Here is a 24446-nt window from a genome sequence, read left to right as displayed (position 1 = left end):
GGACGGGCTGATTGTTCAGCCCGTCCGGCGTTCTTCGTGCTGATCCCACGCCCCTACGGCGAAACCTCCTCCAACCGCCTCCCCGCCGTCTCCTCCGCCCCCACGGCCGCCACCACGGACCCCACCAGCGCCACCGCCCCCAGCATCACGAACACCGTGGAGACGTTGCCGCCCGCGTAGACGATTCCCACCACGATCGGGCCGAGGATGACCCCGAGCCTGTTCATCGCCCCGCCCACACTGCTGCCGAGCGCCCGCATCCGCGTCGGGAAGAGCTCCGGCGTGTAGAGGTACAGGCAGATGTTGGAGCCGAAGAAGAAGACCGCCGCGAGCGAGGTCCACACCAGGACCTGGACCGGCGTGTCCGCGCCGACGGCCGCGAGCGCCACCAGCATCACCGCCGCCCCGCCCAGACAGCCGGCGATGACCTTCCTGCGTCCCACGCTGTCGACCGTGAGCGCGGCGACGAGGCAGCCGACGAGACCCGCGCAGGACGTGACCGTCGAGTAGAGGAGTGCGTCGGAGAGGGTCAGGTCGTAGCGGTTCTGGTAGATCGTCGGGAGCCAGGACGTGATGCCGTAGTTGACGAAGTAACCGGTGAACCAGAGCACGCCGATGATCAGTGTCCGGCGTCGGTAGCGGCCGGTGAACAAGCCGCGCAGCCCGGAAGCCGCCTCTCCGGGAGCCACGAGGGGAAGCGCGCCGGGAACCGCATCGGGAAGCGTGTCGGGAACGGGCGGCAAGGGTTTCCCCGTGATCCGCTCGACGTCCGCCTCGATGCCGGACATCACCGCGTCCGCCTCGTCCGCCCTGCCGTGGTCGGCGAGCCACCGCGGCGACTCGGGGACCCTCCGCTGTACGAGGATGCAGAGCAGGCCGGGCAGCGCGGCGATGGCGTACATCCAGCGCCACCCCAGCATCGGCACCACCCAGGCCGCGACCAGCGCGCCCACGGTCAGGCCCGCCGGGAACACCAGTTCGTAGAGGAGGACGAAGCGGCCACGCCGGTGGCTGCGGGTGATCTCGGCGATGAAGGTCGCCGCCACCGGCACCTCGCCCCCGATCGCCAGGCCCTGGACGAACCGCAGGGCCATGAAGGCGTCGGGTGAGGTGGTCACGGACAGGGCCAGGTTGGCGACGCTGGACAGCGCGATGCACAGCGCGATGACCTTCACGCGGCCGACGCGGTCCGCGAGGCGTCCGGAGAGCAGCGCCCCGATCAGCATGCCGATCGAGCCGACGGTGAGCAGCAGCGTCGCGGCGGACGTGCTGAGGTCCCACTCGTGGCGCAGGTCCGGCAGGGCGTAGGCGATCAGGAGCTGGTCGAAGGCCTCGAAGAAGGTGACCGCGCCCACGATGAGGCGGACGGTGACGTGCCAGCGGCACAGGGGCAACCGCTCGAAGCGGGCGGCTATGGCGGCCCGGACCGCTGGGTCCGGGGAGGCGTCGATCGTCATGCGGGTACTCCGCTGCTGAGGGGGCGGGGACGGGGGCGAGCCGGGGAAGCGCTACGGACTGCGGAGTCTGGGGAAACCCGAGCCAAGGAGCGAGTAAGCGCAAAGCTTCTAAGCGCTTAAGTTGTACCGTCCGGACACCGGAGCCCGTCAAGAGCCTGCACAGGGAATTCGCCGAAGAACGACAACGGGCAGGGTCTTGCGCTCCAAATATTTAAGCCCTTAGATTCCTAGCACTTACCGAAGAGCGTGCAGCGCTCGCCCCGGGCCCGTTCCCTCAAGTCCCGTTCGGCCGCGTTCTGTTCGACCCCGCCCCGTGCCGCCCAGGAGGCCCCCATGCCCCGCATCCCAGCCGACGAAGCCCTCATCGCGGGCGAGTGGCGACGCGGCGCGGGCGCCCCGGCCGACACCGTCGATCCGGCGACCGGCCGCGTCCTCGCCACCGTCCACGCCGTCTCCCCCGACGAGGTCGCCGAGGCGGCCCGAGCGGCGGCCGCGGCAGCCGCCGACCCCCGCTGGCGCGACCTGCTGCCCCACCGGCGCGCCCTGCTCCTGCACCGCGTCGCCGAGCTGATCGAGGGGTCCGCGGACGACCTCGCGGCCCTGCAGACCGCCGACACCGGCAAGGCGCTCACCGAGACCCGCGCCCTGGTGGGCAGCGCGGCGGCCACCTTCCGCTACACGGCCGCCGCCCTGGAGACCGCCGAGGAGGCGATCACCCCCTCGCGCGGCGACTACGTGACGCTGAGCGTGTACGAGCCGATCGGCGTCGTCGGCGCGATCAACCCCTGGAACTCCCCCATAGCCAGCGACGCCCAGAAGCTCGCCCCGGCGCTCGCGGCGGGCAACGCGGTCCTGCTCAAGCCCGCCGAGTGGACCCCGCTCGTCTCGCTGGCGCTCGGCCGCCTCATCAGCGGCGCCCTGGAGGAATTCGGGCTCCCGGCCGGTCTGCTCTCGGTCCTCACCGGCCGCGGCAGCGTCGTCGGGGACGCCATCGTCCGCGATCCGCACGTCGGCAAGGTCACCTTCACCGGCGGCACGAGCACGGGCCGGACGCTCGCCCACGCGGCGGCCGAGAAGCTGATGCCGGTCTCCCTCGAACTGGGCGGGAAGTCGCCGACGGTCGTCCTCGCCGACGCCGACGTCGAGCAGGCTCTGGCCGGCGTGATGTTCGGGATCTTCTCCTCCAGCGGACAGTCCTGCGTCGCCGGGTCCCGGCTCTTCGTCGCCCGTCGGCTGTACGAGGAGTTCGTCGGCGAACTGGTCGCGCGCGTCCGGAAGTTGCGGATCGGGCCCGGCACCCGCCCCGACACCCAGGTCGCACCCCTCGTCCACCACCAGCACCGGGACTCCGTCGCCTCGTACGTCGATCTCGCTCGCGAGGAAGGCGCGCGGGTGCTGTGCGGCGGGGGTGTACCCGAGGGCGCGGAGTACCAGGACGGGGCGTACTACCTGCCCACCGTCCTGGACGGCCTGCCCAACTCCTCGCGGACCTGCCAGGAAGAGATCTTCGGGCCCGTCCTTGTCGCGCTGCCCTTCGACGACGAGGACGATCTCGTCAGGCAGGCCAACTCCAGCGTCTACGGCCTCGCCTGCGGCATCTGGACCCGCGATCACCGGGCCGCCTGGCGGATCGCGCGACGCGTCGACGCGGGCACGGTCTGGATCAACACCTACAAGCAGTTCAGCATCGCCACGCCCTTCGGCGGCATGAAGGAGAGCGGCCTCGGCCGCGAGAAGGGCCGTGACGGAATCCGCGCCCACCAGCGCCAGAAGTCCCTGTACTGGGGCCTGACCGACGCGCCCCTCCCCTGGGCCGACTGAACCGAGCCGACCGAACCGGGCCAACCGAACCCCGTACCTCTGGAGAAGGTCATGCCTCAACCCCCCGTCGCACGGCTGCGCGCCCTGCGCTCCGTCGAACTGCTCACGCCTTCCTTCACCGAGGCGGCCGACTTCTACCAGGAGGTCTGGGGCCTTCAGACCGTGGAGTCCGAGCGCGGCGCCGCCGCCTGGCTGCGCGGCACCGGCGCCGAGCACCACGCCCTCCAGCTCACCCGCGCCGACCGCACGGGCCTCGGCAGGATCTCCTTCGCGGTGGGCACGCCCGCCGAGGTCGACGAGGCCGCGCGCAGGCTGCTCGCGCGCGGCATCACACCGGTGGCGGGCCCAGGCCCCCTCGACCAGGTGGGCGGCGGCTACGGCCTGCGCTTCACCGACCCCGAGCACCGCCTGATCGAGATCAGCGCGGAGGTCCACGCGGTCGCGCCGCGCGGCCGGGACGGCGCCGTTCCGGTCGGCGTCACGCACGCGGTACTCAACACCACGGACATCGACGCCTCCGTCGCCTTCTACCGCGACGTCCTCGGCCTGCGCGTCTCCGACTGGTCCGAGCATCAGATGGCGTTCCTGCGCTGCAACGCCGACCACCACTGCATCGCCTTCAACCAGGCCCAGTGGGCCTCGCTCAACCACGTGGCGTACGAGATGAGTTCGGTGGACCACTTCATGCGGGGCCTCGGCCGGCTCAGGCACCACGGCATCACCCCGCAGTGGGGCCCCGGACGGCACGGCCCCGGCAACAACACCTTCTCCTACTTCACCGACCCGTCCGGGCTCGTCTGCGAGTACACCTCCGAGGTCGCGCAGATCGTCGAGGACGCGTGGATCGCCAAGGTCTGGCGGCGGGTTCCGGAGCTCTCCGACCTGTGGGGGACGGCGGGCCCGCCGTCGAAGGAGATCCGCTGCCACATGGCGGGGGCTCCCGACCCCGGCCCGCTGTCCGCCCCGCTGTCCGCCCCCTCTTCCCGCGACGAACCGGAGGTCCAGGCATGAGCCGCGTACGCAAGGTCGGCATCGTCGGCTGGGGTGCGATCGGGCGCGTCGTCGGCGCCGCGCTGGCCGAACAGCGCGTTACAGGCGCCGAGTTGACGTGCCTCGTCGACAACCGTCCGCTCGGCGAGAGCGCCCCCGCCCCGCAGGTCTCCTTCGACGAGGCCATGGAGCGCTGCGATCTCATCGTCGAGGCGGCGGGCCAGGGTGTCGTACGGGAATGGGGCGAGCGCGTCCTCGCGTCAGGGACCGATCTGCTGATCGCCTCGACCGGCGCGCTCACCGACGAGGAACTCTCCAAGCGGCTTCTGGCCGCCGGTCCCGGCCGGGTGTACTTCACCGGGGGCGCGGTCGGCGGGCTCGATCTGCTCCAGGCGGTGCGTGCGCTCGGCCCGCTCGACGAAGTGCGGCTCACCACCACGAAGCTGCCCGCCACGCTCGAACAACCCTGGATGGGCGCCGAGTTGCTGGCACGGCTGCGGACGGCCACCGGCCCGGTCGAGGTCATGTCCGGGACCGCGCGGGACGTCCCCGTGAAGTTCCCCAAGTCGACCAACGTCGCGGCCTCGGTCGCCCTCGCCGTCGGCGACCTGGACGCTGTGCGGGTCCAGGTCGTCGCCGACCCCGGCGCCCACCACACGCGGCACGTCGTCGAGGCGTCCGGCGCGCACGGCACGTACCGCTTCGAGGTCGCGCATCTGCCGGACCCCGGCAACCCGGCCACCAGCCAGGTCGTGCCGTACGCGGTCCTGCGCAGCCTCGCGGCGCTCGCGGGGCGGACGGGGCAGATCCTGTGACGGCCGTACACGTCGAGGAGGCGGGTGAACAGGGCCCTGTGCTGCTGTGCCTGCACGGCATCGGCTCCTCGTCCGCCGCCTTCGCCCCGCAGCTCGCCGAGCTGTCCGCGTACGTGCGGGTCGTGGCCTGGGACGCTCCCGGGTACGCCAAGTCCACCGACCCGAAAGGGCCATTGGATCTGGACGGCTTCGCCGACGCGGCGGCCGACCTCATCCGGGAGCGCGGCGCGAGCGCCCACGTCCTCGGAGTCTCGTGGGGCGGGGTGATCGCGCTGCGGCTCGCGGCCCGCCACCCCGAGCTCGTCGACTCACTGATCGTGGCGGACTCCAGCGCGGGCTCCGGCACCGATCCCGCGAAGGCCGACGCCATGCGGCAGCGGGCCGCCGAGCTCGCGGAGCTCGGGCCGCGGGAGTTCGCCGAGCGGCGCGGCCCCCGGCTCGTGTCTCCGGACGCGCCCCCTCAGCTCGTCCATCGCGTCATCGACACCATGGCCGCCTCCGTGCGCCTGCCCGGGTACGCGTACGCCGCCGAATCCATGGCCGCGGCCGACCTGCGCCCCGAACTGCCCGCGATCGGCGCACCCGCCCTGGTCCTCTGTGGCGAACACGACCGGATCACCGGGCTCGACGCCTCGCAGACCCTCTCCGCCGCCCTGCACAAGACGGCCTACGTGATCGTCAAGGACGCCGGTCACCTGGCCAACCAGGAGCGGCCCGAGGCCTTCAACGCCTGGGTCCTCTCCCACCTGCGCATCACCGCCCGTATCCCCGAAGCCCCCGTGTCCGAAGCCCTCACCCCCGAACAGGAGCTCTCCTCATGCCTCTGACCACCACCGAGTACGACAACGGCGGCGACCTCGGCAAGTACACCGACTCGCTGATCGCCACCAAGGAGTCCCGTGTCGCGGACTTCAGCACGCTGTCCTTCCAGGAGAAGGCGGGCCCGCAGTACCGCCGCGGCCAGATCCGTTACGTCGGCTCCGGCGCGACCGGCAACCACGAGAACGACAGCCGCATCCTGCCGTCCGGCGGCTTCACCTTCTCCAACATGCTGCTCCCGCCGGGCGCCGAGGGCCCCGAGCACACCCACCACGACGTCGAGGAGGCCTTCTTCGTCCTGGAGGGGCAGGTCAAGGTGGGAATCCACCGGGGTGCCGACGAGGTCGAGTACCGCACCCTCGGCTACCGCGACATGATCGTCGTCCCGGCGGGCGTGGCGCGCTCACTGAAGAACGAGGGCGACACCGACGCGCTCTTCTGCGTCGTCATCGGCACGCAGAAGCCGCAGGTCCCGACGTATCCCGAGCACTCGCCGATGCACGGCGTCACCCGTGACTGACGTGTCACCCGTGAGTGACGACCGCACGACCGACGACCGCACCGTCGTCCTCACCGGCGCGGGCCGTGGCCTGGGTCTGGCCATGGCCCGCCGGGTGGGCGAGGACGGCTTCCGGGTCGTCGTCGCCGAGGTGGACGCGGGGCTCGGCGGCGAAGCCGTCGCCGGGCTGCGCGCGGAGGGCCTGGACGCGCATTTCGTGCGGTGCGACGTGGCGGACCCCGGGTCGGTCGATGAACTGCGGGCCCGCGTGAGCGACTTGGGCGCGCTGTACGGCCTGGTCAACAATGCCGCGCTCGCCAACGGTGTCGGCGGCAAGGAGTTCCAGGACATCGACATCGAGGTGTGGGACCGCCTGATGGCGGTGAACGCCCGCGGCCCCTGGCTGGTCGCCAAGGCCCTGCACCCGCTCTTCGGCTCCCCCGGGCGCATCGTCAACATCGCGTCGGACGCGGCTCTTTACGGGTCGCCTCGCCTGGCCCACTACATCGCCTCCAAGGGTGCGGTGATCGCGCTGACCCGGGCGATGGCACGGGAGCTCGGCGACAAGGGGATCACCGTGAACGCGGTGGCTCCGGGGCTCACCGAGGTGGAGGCCACCGAGACGGTCCCCGCCGAGCGGCACGCGCTCTACCGGGGCAACCGGGCGATCTCACGCCCGCAGCAGCCGGACGACCTCGTCGGGCTCGTCTCCTTCCTCCTCTCCGAGGAGTCCCGCTATCTGACCGGACAAGTGATCGCCGTCAACGGCGGCTTCACCATGAACTGACGGAACGGAGCACTGAGTTATGGATCTGGGCCTCTCCGACCGGACCGTCCTGGTCACCGGCGGCAGCTCGGGCGTCGGCCTGGCCACGGTCCGTGCCCTGCTCGACGAGGGCGCGCGCGTCGCGACCTGCGGGCGTGACGCCGACCGCCTCGCCAAGGCGGCGGCCGGCCTCGGCGGCGGTGACCGCCTCCTCACGGGCGTGTGCGACGTACGCGACGCGGACGCCGTGCGGGAGTTCACCGAGCGCGCGGCCGAAACCTTCGGCTCGCTCGACGGGCTCGTCAACAACGCGGGGCAGTCCCGCATGAAGGGCTTCGCCGAGTCGACCGCCGAGGACTGGCGCGACGAGCTGGAGCTGAAGTTCGCCGGGGTCCTCCACCCTCTGCACGCGGCCCGCCCGCATCTGGCGGCGTCGGACGCGGCGAGCGTCGTCAACGTGAACGCGGTGCTGGCCAAGCAGCCCGAGCCCCGCCTCATCACCACGAGCGCCGCCCGTGCGGGCATCCTCAACCTCTCCAAGTCCCTGGCCACGGAGCTCGCCCCCGAGGGCATCCGCGTCAACTCGGTCTGTCTGGGCCTGATCGACACCGGCCAGTGGACCCGCCGCCACGCCGCCGCCGACTCGGGGCTCGCTTACGAGGACTGGCAGGCGGAGCTCGCGGCGGACCGCGGGATCGCCCTCGGCCGCCTGGGCCGCGCGGAGGAGGTCGCGTACGCGATCGTCGCGCTGCTCTCGCCCCGCGCCTCGTACACCACCGGCACCAGCATCGACGTCTGCGGCGGCGTCGGCCGCGGCATCCTCTGAGGAGCTCACCCATGCCACCCACGCCTCCTACACCCCTCATGCAGTACGCCACCGGCGGCGATCTCCTCGTCGCCGTCCTGCGGGAACTCGGCGTCGACACGGTCTTCGGGATCGTCAGCGTGCACAATCTGCCGCTGGTCGAGGCCGTCGACCGGGAGCTGCGGTTCGTCCCGGTGCGCCACGAGGCGACCGCCGTGAACGCGGCCGACGCCTATGGCCGGGCCCGCGGCTCGCTCGGCTGCGCGCTCACCTCGACGGGGACGGGCGCGGGCAACGCGGCCGGCTCCCTGGTCGAGGCGCTCAGCGCGGGCACCTCCGTCCTGCATGTCACCGGCCAGGTGGAGAGCGAGTTCCTGGGCAGCGGCCGTGGCTTCATCCACGAGACCAAGGACCAGCTGGGCATGCTCCGGGCGGTCTCCACGTACGCGGCAACCGTCCCGTCGGCTGCCGACGCGGGCCGGATCCTGCGCGAGGCGGCACGAGCGGCCCTGGCGGATCCGGGCGGCCCGGCGAGCGTGGAGTGGCCGGTGGACCTGCAGTACGCGGCCCAGACGGACGCCGCCGACTCGGTGCCCGCCCCGGTCCTCCCCCACCCCGGCCAGGCTGAACTGGACGCCGCACGCGCCCTGTTGGCCTCAGCCGAGCGCCCCCTCGTCTGGGCCGGTGGCGGGGCCACCCGTGCGCGCGCCGAGCTGGCCGAGCTGCTGCACGCCACCGGCGCGGGGCTGCTCACCTCCAACTCGGGCCGGGGTGCCGCGCCCGAGGACCACCCCCAGGTCATCGGCAACTTCGCCACCACCCCGGCCGCCCGCGCTCTCCTCGCCGACGCGGACCTGCTGCTGAGCGTCGGCACGCACTTCCGGTCCAACGAGACCGCCGACTACGGGCTCACGCTCCCCGACGCGCACATCCAGATCGACGTCGACGCCGGCGCCCTCGGCCGTGCGTACCCGACACTCCACGCCCTGCACGGTCACGCGCCCGAGGTGCTCTCGGCTCTGCTGCCGCACGCGCGCCGGGCCGACGAGAGCTGGACGCGGCGGGTCGCCGACGTCCGCGCGGACGTCCGCGCCACCCTGCACGCCACCATCGGCCCGCAGGCCGCGATCTGCGACGCCATCCGGGCCGCGCTCCCCCGCGAGGCGGTCGTGGCACGGGACGTGACCATCCCGTCCAGCAGCTGGGGCAACCGGCTCCTGGAGATGTACGACCCCCGCGACAACGTCTTCCCGCGCGGCGGCGGCATCGGGCAGGGGCTCGGCATGGGCATCGGCGCGGCGCTCGCACGGCCCGACGCGCCCACCGTCGTCCTCGCGGGCGACGGCGGGCTCGCCGTCCACCTGGGCGAACTGCTCACGCTCGCCCAGGAGCGGCCCCGCCTGACACTGATCGTCTTCAACGACGGCGGTTACGGCGTCCTGCGCAACATGCAGGACCGCTACAGCGAGCGCCGCTCCGGAGTCGACCTCGCCACTCCTGACTTCGAACTCCTGGCCAGGGCCTGTGGGTTGCCCTACGCCAGGATCGCCGCCGAGGAGCACGCGCACCCGGTGATCGGCCACGCCGTCGAATCCGACGGGCCGACCCTCGTCGAGGTCGACCTGGCCCGCCTGGGACCGATGAAGAACCCGTTCACCCCGCCCGTCAAGATCCCCGGCCAGTGAGGAGGACTCCACCATGAGCGAGAGCGAACTCACGCTGCTCGTACGCCGCATGACCTGGGAGGCGGACGGAGTGCTCTCCGTCGAGCTCGCCCACCCGGACGGCAAGCCACTGCCCGCCTGGACCCCCGGCGCGCACCTCGACCTCCACACGGGCGGGCACGTACGCCAGTACAGCCTGTGCGGCGACCCACAGAACGCGTCCGCGTACCGCATCGGCGTCCTCCATGAGGCTTCCTCGCGCGGCGGTTCACGGCACGTGCACACCAGGCTGCGGCCGGGGCAGACGGTCACCGCCTCCGAGCCGCGCAACCACTTCGCTCTGGAGGAGGCCCCCAGCTATCTCTTCGTCGCGGGCGGCATCGGCGTCACCCCGCTCCTCGCCATGGCCCGCGAGGCAGCGCGGCGCGGGGCCGACTGGCGCATGGTGTACGGCGGACGCAACCGGCAGTCGATGGCCTTCACCGAGGAACTCGCCGCCCTGGACGGCGACCTGACCGTCGTGCCGCAGGACGAGCACGGGCACATCGACCTCCCGTCGGCACTCGACGGGCTGCCCGACGGCACTCTCGTGTACTGCTGCGGGCCTGAGCCGCTGCTCGCCGCCGTGGAAGCGCTCTGCCCGGCGGACCGGCTGCGCGTGGAGCGGTTCGCCGCGCCCGTCGGGGAGCACGCCGGGGACGACTCCGCGTTCGAGGTGGAGTGCCGAACATCCGGCCTGACTCTCTCCGTCGGCGCCGACACCTCCATCCTGCGGGCCGCCGAGGCCGCGGGCCTGAGCGTCAGCAGCTCCTGCCAGGAAGGCATCTGCGGCAGCTGCGAGACCCGGGTGCTCGACGGCACGCCCGACCACCGCGACTTCCTGCTCAGCGCGGCCGAGCACGCCGCGAACGCCTCGATGATGATCTGCGTCTCGCGCTGCGCGTCCGGCCGTCTCGTCCTCGACCTGTGATTCCCCACCGGAGGCAACAGTGACCACCACCTGGCCGTACCTGGACATCCACCAGTCCCGTACGCACGAGCCGACCCCCTACGAGTACAAGCTCGCCGCCACCCTCGAAGAGGTCTTCACCAAGGAGGGACACGAACTCGCCGATGTCGTCGGCGGGCTGAACGCCCGTCAGGTGCACGCGCCCGACGGCGCCCCGTGGACCGAAGAATCCTTCCGTGCCGAGATGAACCGACTGGGAGCGTGACCCCGATGAACACCCTCGCAGGACCAACCGCTTCCGCAGACCACATCTACGCCACCGGCCTGCGCAACCAGTGGCACCCCGTCGTCCCCTCGGGCTTCGTCGCCCCCGGCGCCATGCGCAAGGTCACCGCGCTGGGCGAGCAGTGGCTGCTCTTCCGCCGCTCCGACGGCGCCCTGTCGATGCTCGCCGACCGCTGTCCGCACCGCGGGGCTCCCCTCTCTCTGGGCAAACACCTCGGGGACCGGGTGGCCTGCTGGTACCACGGCGTGGAGGTCGAGACCGACGGCACCGTCTCCTCCGTACCGGGCCTTCCCGGCTGCAGCCTGGAGGGCAAGAAACTCGTCACGTCGCTGCCCGTACGGGAGATCGGCGGCGCGATCCTCGCGTACTTCGGCGACGAGCGGCACCCGGAGCCCGCCGAACTGACGCTGCCCGAACCGCTCACCGACCCCGACGTCGACGCGATCCTCTGCTACGCGGAGTGGAACGGCCCCTGGCGGTTCGCGGTGGAGAACCTCCTCGACCCGATGCACGGCGCCTTCCTGCACCACGAGTCGCACACGATGTACGACGGCGACACCACCGCCAAGTTCCGCATCCGGGAGACGGACCGCGGCTACTTCTTCGAGAAGACCGACCAGCGGGGCGTCAACTTCGACTGGGTGGAGCTGTGCCGCACTGGTGTGGACTGGGTCGACCTGACCATCCCGTACCCGCCATCGGCCGGTCCCGGCGGTCCGTTCGGGATCGTCGGCATGGTCTGCCCTGTCGACGAGAACCGCACCGGAGTCTTCTTCTGGCGCTACCGCCGCGTGCAGGGGTGGCAGCGCGACACCTGGCGCTTCCTGTACAAGACCCTCATCGAGGAGCGCCACTGGCAGGTCCTCGAACAGGACCGCGTGATGCTGGAGGCGATGCCCGCCGACGCCGACCAGCGCGAGAACCTCTACCAGCACGACCTGGGCGTGGTCCGGTTGCGCCGGATGTACCGCGCGGAGGCTCAGGCTCAGGCCTCTGCTTCGTGAGGCTCGTCGGAGTCGGTGATGGACCGCTCCAGTTTGGACATGAGGCGGGCCAGCTGACGGCATTCGGCCGGGGAGAGTCCGCCGAGCATCCGGCGTTCGTTGTCGAGATGCTCGGCGAACACCTCGTCGATCTTGGCGAGGCCCGTCTCGGTGAGTCGTGAGTAGACGACGCGGCGGTCCTGCGCGTCGCGCTCGCGCACGATGAGGCCGTCCTTCTCCAGGCGGTCGATGCGCAGCGTCACGCCGGCCGACGAGACGAGACCGGAGTCGGCGAGCTGGCCCGCCGTGAGCCGGTAGGGCGCCCCGGCCCTGCGCAGGGCGGTCAGCACGTCGAAGCCGGCGACCGCGAGGCCGTGCCGCTCTATCGCCGTGGTGAGCCTGGTGTTGTAACGCAGGAAGGTCCGGTGCAGCCGCGCGAGGACCTCCAGGGGCGCGGTGTCGAGATCCGGCCGTTCCCTCGCCCAGTCCTCGATGATCGACGCGACCGCGTCCCGCTGGGGCCCCGCCGACTTCTTCCCGGCCATGTGCCGTAGCCTCCCTCTCGCCCGTCCCGCGGTCAGTGCCGTCCGTCAGTGCCGTCCCGCGGTCAGTAGGGAAATCTTAGCCCTGAGAGAAGTGCGTATGCGCGGGACCACCTGCACGACCGCGCCGGGGCACGCCATAATCGTCCGATACATCGGATGTCTTCCGTCTGCGAGGCGAGGTCCCCATGGCTGTCACCGACGAAGCCATCGAAAAGATCAAGGGCATGATCGTCTCCGGCGCGCTGCGCCCGGGCGACCGGCTGCCCAAGGAGAGTGAACTCGCCGCCGACCTGGGCCTGTCACGCAACTCGCTGCGCGAGGCGGTGCGCGCGCTCTCGCTGATCCGCATCCTCGACGTACGACAGGGCGACGGCACGTACGTCACGAGCCTGGACCCGCAGCTCCTCCTCGAAGCCCTGAGCTTCGTCGTCGACTTCCACCGCGACGACACGGTCCTGGAGTTCCTCGCGGTGCGCCGCATCCTGGAGCCGGCCGCCACGGCGATGGCCAGCGCCCGCATCACCGACGCCGAGCTCGACGTCCTGACGGCGCAGTTGGACGCCCTGGGGGCGGCCCCTTCGGTGGAGGAACTGGTCGCCTGCGACCTGGAGTTCCACCGCGGCATCGTGCAGTCGTCCGGCAACTCCGTGCTCTGCTCCCTCCTGGACGGCCTCTCCGGACCCACCACCCGGGCCCGCGTCTGGCGCGGCCTCACCCAGGAGGACGCCGTCAGCCGCACCCTGCACGAGCACCGCGCGATCCTCACCGCGCTGCGTGACCGCGACGCCGAGGCGGCCAGGTCATGGGCGACGGTCCACATCGCGAGCGTGGAGCAGTGGCTGCGCTCGACGCTGTGAAGCACAGGTTCCGGGGGAGTGCGCGAGCCTCCCGCGGGGCAGTGATCCGTTCATCGCAGCCCGCGCGAGGGGGCTGCGGAGGGCCCCGCCGGACGCCGTAAGGTTGGGGCGTACGTAAAGGACGTCGGAAGGAGGCCTGGGTGATCGAGCTCGAGGGGGTACCCGAGCTGGTCGACCCGGTCATGGTGGCCGCGTTCGAGGGCTGGAACGACGCCGGCGACGCCGCCTCCACCGCGGTCGCGCATCTCGACAAGGAGTGGAAGGGCGAGGTCTTCGCAGCGCTCGACGCCGAGGACTACTACGACTTCCAGGTCAACCGCCCCACGGTCTTCCTGGAAGGCGGGGCCCGCAAGATCACCTGGCCGACGACCCGGCTCTCGGTGGTCCGCGTGGGCGGCGACAAGCCGCGCGACCTCGTGCTGGTGCGCGGGATCGAGCCGTCGATGCGCTGGCGGTCGTTCTGCAACGAGATCCTGGGGTTCGCCCATGAGCTGGGCGTGGAGCTGGTGGTGATCATGGGCGCACTGCTCGGTGACACCCCGCACACCCGCCCCGTCCCGGTCAGCGGCGTCACCTCCGACCCGGACCTGGCCCGCACCATGGACCTGGAGGAGACGAAGTACGAGGGTCCGACGGGCATCGTCGGCATCCTCCAGGAGGCGTGCACGCACGCGGGCGTCCCGGCGGTCAGCCTGTGGGCGGCCGTCCCGCACTACGTCTCGCAGCCGCCGAACCCGAAGGCGACGCTGGCCCTCCTGAACCGCCTGGAAGACCTCATCGGCCTGCGGATCCCGCTGGGTGACCTCGCCGAGGACGCGCGCGCCTGGCAGGTGGGCGTGGACCAGCTGGCGGCCGAGGACAGCGAGGTCGCCGAGTACGTCCAGTCGCTCGAAGAGGCGCGGGACACGGCCGAGCTGCCCGAGGCGACCGGCGAGGCGATCGCCCGCGAGTTCGAGCGCTATCTGCGGCGACGCGACGGCGGCGGTCCGCCGGTGCCCGGCGGTCACGCCACGGAGGGCGGCGACACGGCCCCGTATCTGCGCGACAGCCCCGGCGGCGACCGCACACGGCCGCCGAGGCCGCAGACGCGCCCGGACACGGAGCCCGGCCCGGGAGCGGCACAGGAACCGGACGAGGAGAGCAGCGGCGAATCCGGACCCGCTGATTCGTCCGAGGACTGACAACGCGGCACAGGCGTGGACTGACAGCGGCACAGGACGCATGGCATGGGGCGGCATCCGCGAGGGTGCCGCCCCACCGCGTTCGACGTGTGGCCGGATCGAGGCGTGACATCGCCTTCCGGACGAATTGCGCGAAGTTCCCTGATCCCCTTGATTCCAAACCCAGTTGGGGCAAAGGGGGTGGACGGCCGCGCCCGTCGGTAGCAGGGTGAGCCCCGGAACGCGCGGCCACAGCGCACAGCACGGCACCCCCGCAGGACCGAAGGGAGCGGTGAAGCGATGACCGACCAGGTAGAGCCGGCAGGGGGCCCGGGAGCCGACGGCCCCGGACCCGACGGGGCGGGATTCACCTACCGCACCCCCGATGCCTCCGAGCAGGAGCTGATCGTCGTCGCACGGCCGGAGGCCCGGCTGCGGGCCGGGGCGGAGGGCGTCCGCTCGGCGGCGGGCTCCGACGTGTCGGCCCTGAACATGTTCCTCGGCGACGAACAGCTCGCCCTTGAACCGCTGTTCGGCAACGAGGAGCGCCTGCACCCCGCGGCCGGGCAGCACCGGGAATCGGACGAGGACGGCGTACCCGACCTGGCGCTCTTCTACCGCGTACGCGGCGGCGAGAGCCGGGCACAGGAGCTGCGCTCACGGTTGGCGGCGCTGCCGGGGATCGACACGGCGTACGTCAAGCCGGGTGCCGTACCGGCGTCGCTCGGCGCGACCGACCGGGCGCAGACCCCGGCCCAGCGTCCGTCGGGCCCGTCCGGCTCGCCCGACGTCGGCGAGTCGGGGCGCCGCAAGGAGGGCGCCCCCGTCACCCCCGACTTCACCGGCCGCCAAGGCTATCTGCGCCCCGCGCCGGAGGGCGTCGACGCGCACTGGGCGTGGCAGCGTCTTGGCGGTTCGGGCGAGGGCGTCACGGTGATCGACATCGAGGGCGCCTGGCAGCTGAGCCACGAGGACCTGGCCGGCAAGCTCGCCGGCGTGGTCATCGGCACGCCCATCCAGGACGTGGCCTGGCGCAACCACGGCACCGCGGTGATCGGTGTGATCGGCGGCGACCGCAACTCGGTGGGAATCACCGGCATCGCGCCCGAGGCCATGACCGCGACGGCCTCCTTCCAGCCCCTTGGCACCGCGGCCACGATCCACGCGGCGGCGGAGCGGCTCGGCCCCGGTGACATCGTGCTGATCGAACTGCACCGCCCTGGACCGCGGTTCGACTTCCAGCCGCGCGACGACCAGCGTGGATACGTCGCCCTGGAGTGGTGGCCGGACGACTACGCGGCGATCCGGTACGCCACCGCGAAGGGCGTCATCGTGGTGGGCGCGGCGGGCAACGGCGCGGAGTCCCTGGACGACGCGGTGTACGAGCGCAGGCCCGACGGGTTCCCCGAGTGGTGGCGCAACCCCTTCAACCCCTCCAACCAGCCCTCGCGCGCCGTGCTGGTCGGCGCGGGCGCGCCCCCGCCCGGCACGCACGGCCGCGATCACGGTCCCGACCGCTCGCGTCTGGGGTTCTCCAACTACGGCGCCCGCGTGGACGCCCAGGGCTGGGGCCGCGAGACGACCACGACCGGCGGCTCCTGGAACCAGCCGGGCGATCTGCAGGGCGGCCCGGTCGAGATCGCCTGGTACACGGACACGTTCTCCGGCACCTCGTCCGCCTCACCGGTCGTCGTCGGCGCACTGGCCTGTCTGCAGGGCATGCTGAAGGCCGCGGGCCAGCAGCTGATGAACCCGGACCGGGCGCGTGCGGTGCTCCGCTCGACGGGCTCGCCGCAGCAGGACGCCCCGGGCCGTCCGGCCTCGCAGCGGATCGGCAACCGTCCCGACATCAGGTCGGCGGTCACGAACCTGCTGCCGTCGGCGGTGGGCTCCGGCCGGGCCGAGCGCTACTGGGACGAACTGATCCCGTATCCCCCCGAACTCCCGCCGCGTCTGCGGCTGTTCGTCGCGGGAGAGTGGCGCAACCTGAACGACCCGTCCCCCGACATCCGCCAGGCGGTGCGCGCCGCCTTCGCCGGAGGTCACCCCGACGTACGCGTCTGGTTCTCGGACGACGAGGTCGTCGGCCTGGTCGTCACGGGCTGAGGCATCGCAACCATCGAGGGAAGGTGGCACAGGCATGAGCACCACCCCGCACATGAGTCCCCTGCAGCAGCAAGGCCGGCAGCAAGAGGGCCGGCAGGGCCCGAGCACCGCGCCGCCCCAGCAGTTCGGCCCGCAACAGCAACAGCAACAGCCGCCGTTCGGCCAGCAGCCCCAAGGCCGGCACCAGTTCGGCCGGCAGGGCATGCGCGGCCTGCAGGGGACACCGGGAATGCAGGACATGCAGGGCTCGCAGGGGATGCAGCAGCAGGCCCCGCCGCACCTCCAGCAGCAGCTCCAACAGCTCGGCCGGCAGCAGCCCTACCAGCAGTTGCTCCAGCAGCTCGGCCAGGAGAACGTTCCGCAGGCGCAGGCGCCCGAGATCTCCACCCAGGCGATGGCGTCGAATGTCGCGACGTCGTTCTGGGACGTCGTCCAGCCCCTCCCCGGCCAGGCGTCGGCCCTCTATCTGTGGGTCGACGACGCATGGCGGGTGTGCATCAACCCCAACCCGCAGACCCGCGACGAGGTCCAGGAGGCGTTCGCCTTCGGGCAGCGGGTGTACGGCTACTACGACACCGACAACCCGGCGTATCTGCTGGCCGTCGTGGTCACGAAGTGACGCTCCCCACCGTCGCGTGAACGGACCGCGGCGCCGGGCGGAGTCCTTCCCGCCCGGCGCAGCTCCCTGCCGGCGAACCGGCGACCGGTTCGCGCGCGGCCCTTGCGCGCAGCTGCTCTCGTCGTCGATGCCCACGTCGGCGGTGAACTTCGAGCACTGACCACCGGTGTACACCTCGATGGCGGAGTCGGCGTGGGTGCCGAGCCCCTTCTCGTACGTCGTCCCGGCGAGGGCCAGCGTGTGGCCGTCAGCGGCGCCCGACTCCCCGTTGCCGCGGTCGCGTTCGGCGGGGCCGTAGCCATGGGCCGACTTCAGCCACGCCATGTCGCTCGCCCAGGTGTCGGCCGTCGGCACCGGAGGCATGACGGCGACCGCGAACCGCTGGGTGGCGGTGCGGTCCGTGGTCCAGCGCCTCGACGTGCGTCTCGGCCAAGGACTTTGATGGGCCGCTCCTGGACTTCCGGAGCGGCCCATTCGGTGAACCGGTGGTTACAGGGCCACGCCGAGCAACGCGTCCACGGCGCGCGAGACGACGCCGGGGGCGCCCTCTTCCGTACCGCCTTCGGCCTCCTGGCGGGCCGCCCACGCGTCGACCGCGGCGAGCGCGGCCGGTGCGTCCAGGTCGTTGGCCAGGGCTTCGCGGATCTCCTCGACGAGGGCGTCGGCGGAGGGGCCGTCGGGACGCGAGACGGCTCCACGCCACCGGCCGAGGCGCTCCAGGGCCTCGGTCAGGACGGCGTCGGTCCACTCCCAGTCGGCGCGGTAGTGGTGCGCCAGGAGCGCGAGGCGGATGGCGGCCGGGTCGGTGCCGTCCCGCCGCAGCTTCGACACGAAGACGAGGTTGCCCTTGGACTTGGACATCTTCGCGCCGTCCAGGGCGACCATCCCGGCGTGCACGTACGCCTTGGCGAAGGGGTACTCACCGGTGAGGGCCTGGGCGTGCGAGGCGCCCATCTCGTGGTGCGGGAAGGCGAGGTCGGAGCCGCCGCCCTGCACGTCGAAGCCCATGCCCAGGTGGTCGAGGGCGATGGCCACGCACTCGATGTGCCAGCCGGGGCGGCCACGGCCGAGCGAGGCGCCGTCCCAGCTCGGCTCGCCCTCGCGGGCGGCCATCCAGAGCATCGGGTCGAGCGGGTCCTTCTTGCCCGGACGGTCCGGGTCGCCGCCACGCTCGGCGGAGAGCAGCTTCATCGCGGCGGCGTCGAGTCCCGACACCTCGCCGAAGTGCGGGTCGGACTCGACCGAGAAGTAGACGTCGCCCTCGAGCTCGTAGGCGGCGCCCATGTCCCGGAGCCGTTCGACGAGCGGCACGATGCCGGGTATCGCCTCGACGGCCCCGATGTAGTGCTGCGGCGGGAGCAGCCGCAGGGCGGTCATGTCCTCGCGGAACAGAGCGGTCTCACCCTCGGCGAGCTCGACCCAGTCCTTGCCGTCGCGGGTGGCGCGTTCCAGGAGCGGGTCGTCCACGTCGGTCACGTTCTGGACGTAATGAACCTGCCGCTTGGTGTCGAGCCACACGCGCTGCACCAGGTCGAACGCGTTGTAGGTCGCCGCGTGACCGATGTGGGTGGCGTCGTACGGAGTGATGCCGCAGACGTAGATACGGGCGACGGGACCGGGGTCAAGGGTGACAAGACCACCGGTCGCGGTGTCGTGGATCCGGAGGTCGCGGCCCTTGCCAGGCAGGGCGGGGACCTCAGAAGCGGGCCAGGCATGCATGCCATGAGCCTAACCGGACGGAGCGTCCGCATACGAGCGGGGGGATCAAGGTTCCGGACAATCGGGTGGCGGGGCGGGAGAGATCCGCTATGAGGCGGCGGTGTTGCGGCCTCCAGGCACATGCCCGGCGGTCTTGCGGCCTCCAGGCACACGCCCGGCGGCGTCGCGGCCTCCGGGCACCTGCCGGGAGCTGGATCACACCGGCGGCCACGGGATGGCGGGCCACTCCCCGCCGGGCACGGGATGCTTCCCGGACGCCAGCAGCGCGGCGACCCGCGCGCGCAGCGCGTCCACCTCGGCGCCGGTGATCAGCTTTCCCAGCCGCAGGGCGAGCGGCGCCTTGTCGCCGAGCCCGTCCCGCAGGGACTCCAGCACCCCCACCGCCTCGGCGGTCAGCGGCTCGCCCGCCCACCCCCACAGCAGCGTCCGCAGCTTGTCCTCGGCGTGGAAGGTGACCCCGTGGTCGATGCCGTACAGGCGGTCCCCGTCGGTCAGCAGATGGCCGCCCTTGCGGTCCGCGTTGTTGATCACCGCGTCGAGCACCGAAAGCCGCCGCAGCCGCTCGTCGTCCGCGTGCACGAGGAGCGCCGTCCGCCCCTCCCCCACGTCGGCGAAGCCGATCGCCTTCCAGCCGTCGCCGGGCTCCACGCCCTCGACGAGGGCCAGCAGCTCCCCGCCGCCATCGGCGGACTCCGGGTCGGTGTCCGAACCCTCGATCCACAGCTGGCACATGCCCTCGCCGTGCGGCCCGTCCCGCAGGACGGTCGGCGGGACCAGGCCCCACCCCGTCGCCTCGGAGACCTCGTACGCGGCCATCTCCCGCTGCGCGAGCGTCCCGTCGGGGAAATCCCACAGGGGGCGCTCCCCGGCGACCGGCTTGTAGACGCAGGCGGCCTCCTGGCCCTCGTACGAGACGGAGCAGTAGAGCACCGCGTTCGAGGCACCACGGATCCGTCCCCGGACGGTCAGCTCGCCGCGCGTGAGCAGCTCCACGACCCCGGCGTCCGCCGCCACCTCGGAGGTGCTCACGCGCCCCGCCGGTATCCGTTCTGCCGCGGGCATACATGTCCTTCCGGGTCGAGCGGGAGGCTGCACAGCGGGCACGGCGGCCGCCCCGCGTTCACGACGTCGAGGGCGCGCTTGGCGAACGCGCGCGCCTGCGCCCCGGTGAGCCGCACGCGCAACATCGGCGGCCCGTTCTCCTCGTCCTGCAGAAGCCTTTCCTCAGCTTCGGCGAGATCCTCGTCGGACTCGGCGTCCAGCTCGACCAGAGCCTGCGCCTCGACGATCATCCGCTCCTCCTCGCCGTCCCAGGCGAGCGCCATCGTGCCGACGCGGAACTCCTCCTCGACGGGTGAGTCCAGGGGCGCGCTGTCACCGACCTCGCTGGGGGCGACCGCGGGCACGGGGGCGTTGCCGCCGCTGCGGCGCACGACCTCGTCGAGGAGCTCCTCCATGCGTTCGGCGAGGGCGGCCACCTGAGTCTTCTCCAGGGCGACACTCGTCACCCGGACTCCCTCGGAGGCCTGGAGGAAGAAGGTACGCCGTCCGGGGAGTCCGACCGTTCCGGCCACGAAGCGGTCCGGCGGGTCGTAGAGGAACACCTGACGCGACACGTCCTGTCTCCATTGGGATCGACTGCGGTTGATCATTTGCGCCCGTTCGGCGCGACGACTGCACCCTACTGCGGGTGACGATCACGGTGCTCCCGCATCGCCTCCCACCGCCGCGTCGCTGCCCGACGGCTCCACGCGGGGCGCGAGCGACCCGAAGTCGCCGGTGTCTCCCAGGCGTACCAGGAAGGGGCGCAGGCGTGTGAAGCGGATGGCGGTGACGGAGCAGGGCTCCACGGAGATGCGCTGGAAGAGGTCCAGATGGAGGCCGATGGCGTCCGCGACAAGGGACTTGATGATGTCGCCGTGCGAACACATCAGGTACACGGCGTCGGGGCCGTGATCGCGCTCCACGCGCGCGTTCCACTCGCGTACCGCCTCGGCCGCCCGCGTCTGCATGGCGCGCATGGACTCGCCGCCCGGGAAGGCGGCGGCCGACGGATGCTGCTGTACGACCTCCATCAGCGGCTCGTCGGACAGCTCGGCCAGCTTGCGGCCCGACCAGTCGCCGTAGTGGCACTCCCCGATGCGGTCGTCGGTGTGCGCCCGAAGGTCGGGCCGGGCCGCGAGCAGCGGTGCGACGGTCTCCTGGCAGCGCTGCAGCGGGCTCGTGACGACCTCGGCGAGCGGCAGGTCCGCGAGGCGTCCGGGGAGCGCGGCGGCCTGTGCGGCGCCGCGCTCGTCCAGGGCCACGCCGGGGGTCCACCCGGCGAGCAGGCCCGCGGTGTTGGCGGTGGATCGTCCGTGCCGGACGAGGATCAGCGTGGGCATGCGGGCCAGCCTAAGCCGACGCGGGGGTGCGCCCCGAGCAGAGGTTCGGAAGAATGCCCCCGTGATCGTGGACTGCGCGTTGTACCGGGACGGCCGCCGCACCGAGTGCGAGGCGGACTTCTCGCATGCCCTCGGTGAGGCACGTGCCGCGGGGGACGCCTTTGTCTGGGTGGGCCTGCACGAACCGACCGAGGCGGAGTTCGACGACGTCAGCAGGGAGTTCGGGCTGCATCCGCTGGCGGTGGAGGACGCCCTGAAGGCGCATCAGCGGCCCAAGCTTGAGGTGTTCGACGACTCCCTCTTCGTGGTCCTGAAGCCGGTCGTGTACGAGCCGGACAGCGACGCGGTGTCGTCGGGCGAGGTCATGGTTTTCATCGGCGACGCCTTCGTGGTGACCGTGCGGCACGGCGAGGGCTCGCCCCTCGGTGCCGTACGCCATCGCATGGAGGCCGAGCCGGAGATGCTCAGGCACGGCCCCACCTCCGTCCTGTACGCGGTCGCCGACGCCACCGTCGACCATTACCTGGAAGTCGCGGGCGAGCTGCAGACCGACCTGGAGGAGCTGGAGGCGGAGGTCTTCTCGCCCGACAGCGGGGGCAGCCGCAACACGGCGTCCCGGATCTACCGGTTCAAGCGGCAGATCGTCGAGTTCCGCCGGGCCACGGGACCGTTGGCGATGCCCATGATGCGCTTGTCCGGGTCGGGCCCTTTCGCGCCCGACGTGCCCTTCGTGAAGGACACGGCCCAGCCGTTCTTCCGGGACGTCAGCGACCATCTGACGCGCGTGAACGACTGGGTGGACAGCCTCGACCGCCTGGTGTCCGACATCCTCTCCGCGCACCTGGCGCAGATGAGCGTGCGGCAGAACGACGACATGCGGAAGATCTCGGCGTGGGCGGCCATGGCCGCGGTCCCCACGATGATCGCGGGGGTCTACGGCATGAACTTCGACCACATGCCCGAGCTGCGCTGGCTGTGGTCCTATCCGGCGGTGATCCTGCTGATGGTCGCGATCGAGTTCTTCCTCTACCGGCTGTTCAAGCACCGCGGCTGGCTCTAGGCCCCTTCGGGCGGCGGCCGGGTCAGGCGAATCCGGCGGCCGACGTGGCGGGCCCGCCGAGGGCGTCGCGCCGCTCGGGCATCTTCAGGGACACCATCCGCCGCCAGCCGCCGAGCCGTTCGTACGCGTAGAGGGCGTTGACACCCGAGGCGAGCGCCGCCGACTTGGCCTTCGGCCAGCCCAGGATGCGTCCCATGTGGCCCATCACGGCGATGCTCACGTCGCGGTACACACGCGTCTCGGCGCGCGCGCACTCGTGCAGGGTGTCCAGGATCGTCCGCCCGTGTCCCGCCGCCGCCAGGCTGAGCAGCTCCTCGTGGCAGTACGCCAGGTGGTTGTCCTCGTCGTGGCAGATCATCCTGATGGCCTTGCCGACCTCAGGGTGGTCGCCGAAGTACTTGACCAGCATGTCCATCTGGTCGGCGGCGCGCTGTTCGGTGACGCGGCTGTGCGCGAGGTAGACGACGACGTCCCGCTCGGTCAGCGGCTCTTGTCGGCGCAGCTTCTCGTGCGCGAGGCCGATGCCCTTCTGCTCCAGGAGCATGGTGTAGTCCGTTTCGGGCGGGACAGGGACGGGTGCCAGACCGCGCTTCTTCAACAGGGCGTTGAAGATCCGCCCGTGCTTGTCCTCGTCGGCGCCGTGCCGGGTGACCTTGGCGGTGAGGTGGCGCCGGCCCTCGGGGAGCAGCGCCGCGATGCGCCCGTTCTCCCAGCCGCCCTGCGACTCTCCACTGGCGGCGATGGAACAGAAGAGCTGGAACGACTCGTCGTTGTCGAGGATCTCCTCGAAGACACTCCTGGCCGAAAGCATCAGTGGCACCTCCATGCCCTCCGCGCGGACCTCCGCAACCAACAAGTCAAATGCGGCGGCGCGGGTGTGGCAACAGGTGTCGCGGACAGCTCCCCCGAACGAAGGACAGCCGCCCCCGGACGGGGCCGTAACCGACGGGCTCCATGACGCGTTGTGCCCCGTGACGGCCGTGGCGGGGAAGACCCCCGAGCCCCCACCACGGCCGCAGAACTCTCCCTCCGGTTACGCCAGTCCAGCGCGTTCGAGCGCCTGCGTACCCGCGCGCAGGGCCGCGATCCGCTCATCCAGCGTGAAGCCGGCCGGCGCCAGCGTCAGGGTGGTGACCCCGGCGGCCGCGTAGGCCTGCATCCGGTCGGCGATGCGGTCCACGGAGCCGAGCAGCGTGGTCGAGTCGATCAGCTCGCGCGGCACCGCGGCCGCCGCGCCCTCCTTGTCACCGGACAGGTACTTGTCCTGGATCTCGGCGGCGGCCTTCTCGTAGCCCATGCGCTGGGCGAGCTGGTTGTAGAAGTTCTGCTTGCGGCTGCCCATGCCGCCCACGTAGAGGGCGGTGTACGGGCGGAACATGTCCGCGAGGCCGCTGACGTCGTCGCCCACGGCGAGCGGCACCGTCGGGACCACGTCGAAGCCGTCCATCGTCTTGCCCGCCTTCTCGCGCCCCGCCCGCAGGTGACGGATCGCGGTCTCCTCCAGGTGCTCGGCGGCGGGGAAGATCAGCAGGGCGCCGTCGGCGATCTCGCCGGTCTGCTCCAGGTTCTTGGGGCCGATCGCGGCGACGTACAGCGGGATGTGCTCGCGCTGCGGGTGGACGGTGAGCTTGAGGGGCTTGCCCGGTCCGCCCGGCAGCGGGAGCGTCCAGTGCTCGCCCTCGTGGCTGAGGCGCTCTCGCGTCATCGCCTTGCGGACGATCTCGACGTACTCGCGGGTGCGGGCGAGCGGCTTGTCGAACTTGACGCCGTACCAGCCCTCGGAGACCTGCGGTCCCGAGACGCCGAGGCCCAGGCGGAAGCGGCCGCCGGAGAGCGAGTCGAGCGTGGCCGCCGTCATGGCGGTCATCGCGGGCTGCCGGGCCGGGATCTGGAAGATCGCCGATCCGATGTCGATGCGTTCGGTCTGCGCGGCCACCCAGGACAGCACCGTCGCGGCGTCCGAGCCGTAGGCCTCGGCGGCCCAGCAGACCGCGTAACCGAGCTTGTCGGCCTCCTTGGCGACGGCGAGGTTGTCCGCGTCCATCCCCGCGCCCCAGTAGCCGAGGTTGATCCCGAGCTGCATGGCCGAATCCCCTTACTGAGCAGTAACGTCCCTGTGCCGGGGACTGTAGCGCGTGGGTG

24 protein-coding genes and 1 pseudogene are annotated in these 24446 nt (G+C 71.8%); 16 read left to right on the top strand and 9 right to left on the bottom strand.

Annotation, left to right across the window (positions count from 1 at the left end):
- Positions 1 to 53: 53 nt before the first annotated feature.
- Positions 54 to 1457 (bottom strand): MFS transporter, encoded by a 1404-nt coding sequence (locus tag AB0I94_RS29060; protein WP_363312658.1) that lies wholly within the window; start codon positions 1455 to 1457, stop codon positions 54 to 56.
- 333 nt (positions 1458 to 1790) lie between these two features.
- Here AB0I94_RS29060 and AB0I94_RS29055 point away from each other — a divergent pair, with 333 nt between their 5' ends.
- The 11 genes from AB0I94_RS29055 to AB0I94_RS29005 are packed head-to-tail and all read left to right on the top strand — an operon-like array spanning position 1791 to position 11875.
- Positions 1791 to 3278 (top strand): aldehyde dehydrogenase, encoded by a 1488-nt coding sequence (locus AB0I94_RS29055; RefSeq protein WP_363312657.1) that lies wholly within the window; start codon positions 1791 to 1793, stop codon positions 3276 to 3278.
- A 51-nt stretch (positions 3279 to 3329) separates the two neighbouring features.
- The gene (locus AB0I94_RS29050) at positions 3330 to 4289 is read left to right on the top strand and encodes a VOC family protein (RefSeq protein WP_363312656.1); all 960 of its coding nucleotides are present in this window, start codon (positions 3330 to 3332) and stop codon (positions 4287 to 4289) included.
- A complete protein-coding gene (locus tag AB0I94_RS29045; protein ID WP_363312655.1) occupies positions 4286 to 5083 on the top strand; it encodes an aspartate dehydrogenase domain-containing protein in 798 nt (265 codons plus the stop codon). The genes AB0I94_RS29050 and AB0I94_RS29045 overlap by 4 nt, the downstream gene beginning before the upstream one ends.
- Positions 5080 to 5910, top strand: a complete 831-nt coding sequence (locus AB0I94_RS29040) for an alpha/beta hydrolase (RefSeq protein ID WP_363312654.1) — start codon at positions 5080 to 5082, stop codon at positions 5908 to 5910. Before AB0I94_RS29045 ends, AB0I94_RS29040 begins: the two co-directional genes overlap by 4 nt.
- Positions 5901 to 6422, top strand: coding sequence for a cupin domain-containing protein (locus AB0I94_RS29035; RefSeq protein WP_344529664.1), 522 nt, complete (start codon positions 5901 to 5903; stop codon positions 6420 to 6422). Before AB0I94_RS29040 ends, AB0I94_RS29035 begins: the two co-directional genes overlap by 10 nt.
- 10 nt (positions 6423 to 6432) lie before the next feature.
- Entirely contained in the window at positions 6433 to 7188 is a 756-nt protein-coding gene (locus AB0I94_RS29030) for an SDR family oxidoreductase (protein WP_363312653.1), read from the top strand.
- 19 nt (positions 7189 to 7207) lie between these two features.
- Positions 7208 to 7993 (top strand): SDR family oxidoreductase, encoded by a 786-nt coding sequence (locus tag AB0I94_RS29025; RefSeq protein WP_363312652.1) that lies wholly within the window; start codon positions 7208 to 7210, stop codon positions 7991 to 7993.
- Between the two features lie 38 nt (positions 7994 to 8031).
- On the top strand, positions 8032 to 9657 hold the full coding sequence (locus AB0I94_RS29020; RefSeq protein WP_363312755.1) for a thiamine pyrophosphate-binding protein: 1626 nt from the start codon (positions 8032 to 8034) through the stop codon (positions 9655 to 9657).
- A gap of 13 nt (positions 9658 to 9670) precedes the next feature.
- Positions 9671 to 10606, top strand: a complete 936-nt coding sequence (locus AB0I94_RS29015; protein WP_363312651.1) for a PDR/VanB family oxidoreductase — start codon at positions 9671 to 9673, stop codon at positions 10604 to 10606.
- A 19-nt stretch (positions 10607 to 10625) separates the two neighbouring features.
- On the top strand, positions 10626 to 10850 hold the full coding sequence (locus AB0I94_RS29010) for a recombinase-like helix-turn-helix domain-containing protein (protein ID WP_363312650.1): 225 nt from the start codon (positions 10626 to 10628) through the stop codon (positions 10848 to 10850).
- Positions 10851 to 10855: 5 nt separating this feature from the next.
- Positions 10856 to 11875, top strand: coding sequence for an aromatic ring-hydroxylating dioxygenase subunit alpha (locus AB0I94_RS29005; RefSeq protein WP_363312649.1), 1020 nt, complete (start codon positions 10856 to 10858; stop codon positions 11873 to 11875).
- Here the strand turns inward: AB0I94_RS29005 and AB0I94_RS29000 are convergent.
- Positions 11857 to 12399 carry a MarR family transcriptional regulator gene (locus AB0I94_RS29000; protein WP_363312648.1) on the bottom strand — a complete coding sequence of 181 codons (543 nt, stop codon included), beginning with the start codon at positions 12397 to 12399 and terminating at the stop codon, positions 11857 to 11859. The two genes, AB0I94_RS29005 and AB0I94_RS29000, sit on opposite strands and share 19 nt — an antisense overlap.
- 185 nt (positions 12400 to 12584) lie before the next feature.
- On the opposite strand from AB0I94_RS29000, the gene AB0I94_RS28995 reads away from it, so the two are divergent.
- From AB0I94_RS28995 to AB0I94_RS28980, 4 genes are all read left to right on the top strand, one after another.
- On the top strand, positions 12585 to 13256 hold the full coding sequence (locus AB0I94_RS28995) for a FadR/GntR family transcriptional regulator (protein WP_363312647.1): 672 nt from the start codon (positions 12585 to 12587) through the stop codon (positions 13254 to 13256).
- A gap of 140 nt (positions 13257 to 13396) precedes the next feature.
- A complete protein-coding gene (locus tag AB0I94_RS28990; protein WP_363312646.1) occupies positions 13397 to 14437 on the top strand; it encodes a PAC2 family protein in 1041 nt (346 codons plus the stop codon).
- Between the two features lie 279 nt (positions 14438 to 14716).
- Positions 14717 to 16522 carry a S8 family peptidase gene (locus AB0I94_RS28985; RefSeq protein WP_363312645.1) on the top strand — a complete coding sequence of 602 codons (1806 nt, stop codon included), beginning with the start codon at positions 14717 to 14719 and terminating at the stop codon, positions 16520 to 16522.
- 34 nt (positions 16523 to 16556) lie between these two features.
- On the top strand, positions 16557 to 17141 hold the full coding sequence (locus tag AB0I94_RS28980) for a hypothetical protein (RefSeq protein ID WP_363312644.1): 585 nt from the start codon (positions 16557 to 16559) through the stop codon (positions 17139 to 17141).
- 117 nt (positions 17142 to 17258) lie between these two features.
- On the opposite strand, the pseudogene AB0I94_RS28975 reads toward AB0I94_RS28980, so the two are convergent.
- From AB0I94_RS28975 to AB0I94_RS28955, 5 genes and pseudogenes are all read right to left on the bottom strand, one after another.
- Positions 17259 to 17537 (bottom strand): annotated as a pseudogene (locus AB0I94_RS28975) (NPCBM/NEW2 domain-containing protein); the annotation flags it as partial.
- Positions 17538 to 17630: 93 nt separating this feature from the next.
- Complete coding sequence (mshC, locus tag AB0I94_RS28970) at positions 17631 to 18860, bottom strand: cysteine--1-D-myo-inosityl 2-amino-2-deoxy-alpha-D-glucopyranoside ligase (protein WP_363312643.1); 1230 nt, start codon at positions 18858 to 18860, stop codon at positions 17631 to 17633.
- Between the two features lie 195 nt (positions 18861 to 19055).
- Positions 19056 to 19922 (bottom strand): SCO1664 family protein, encoded by an 867-nt coding sequence (locus AB0I94_RS28965; RefSeq protein ID WP_363312642.1) that lies wholly within the window; start codon positions 19920 to 19922, stop codon positions 19056 to 19058.
- Positions 19886 to 20476: a DUF3090 domain-containing protein gene (locus AB0I94_RS28960; protein ID WP_363312641.1), complete on the bottom strand. Its 591-nt coding sequence runs from the start codon at positions 20474 to 20476 to the stop codon at positions 19886 to 19888. The genes AB0I94_RS28965 and AB0I94_RS28960 overlap by 37 nt, the downstream gene beginning before the upstream one ends.
- Before the next feature lie 81 nt (positions 20477 to 20557).
- Positions 20558 to 21244, bottom strand: a complete 687-nt coding sequence (locus AB0I94_RS28955; RefSeq protein WP_363312640.1) for a histidine phosphatase family protein — start codon at positions 21242 to 21244, stop codon at positions 20558 to 20560.
- Positions 21245 to 21305: 61 nt separating this feature from the next.
- Between AB0I94_RS28955 and corA the strand changes: the two genes are divergently transcribed.
- Positions 21306 to 22304: a magnesium/cobalt transporter CorA gene (corA, locus tag AB0I94_RS28950; protein WP_363312639.1), complete on the top strand. Its 999-nt coding sequence runs from the start codon at positions 21306 to 21308 to the stop codon at positions 22302 to 22304.
- Between the two features lie 22 nt (positions 22305 to 22326).
- Here the strand turns inward: corA and AB0I94_RS28945 are convergent, their stop codons facing one another.
- Together AB0I94_RS28945 and AB0I94_RS28940 are read right to left on the bottom strand one after the other, a co-directional pair.
- Positions 22327 to 23115, bottom strand: coding sequence for a ferritin-like domain-containing protein (locus tag AB0I94_RS28945; protein ID WP_363312638.1), 789 nt, complete (start codon positions 23113 to 23115; stop codon positions 22327 to 22329).
- A gap of 222 nt (positions 23116 to 23337) precedes the next feature.
- Positions 23338 to 24387 (bottom strand): LLM class F420-dependent oxidoreductase, encoded by a 1050-nt coding sequence (locus AB0I94_RS28940; protein WP_363312637.1) that lies wholly within the window; start codon positions 24385 to 24387, stop codon positions 23338 to 23340.
- Between the last annotated feature and the right edge of the window lie 59 nt (positions 24388 to 24446).

Origin of the sequence: Streptomyces sp. NPDC050147, assembly GCF_040660195.1 — a bacterium.
GTDB lineage: Bacteria > Actinomycetota > Actinomycetes > Streptomycetales > Streptomycetaceae > Streptomyces.
This window is presented reverse-complemented; position numbering and strand designations above follow the sequence as displayed.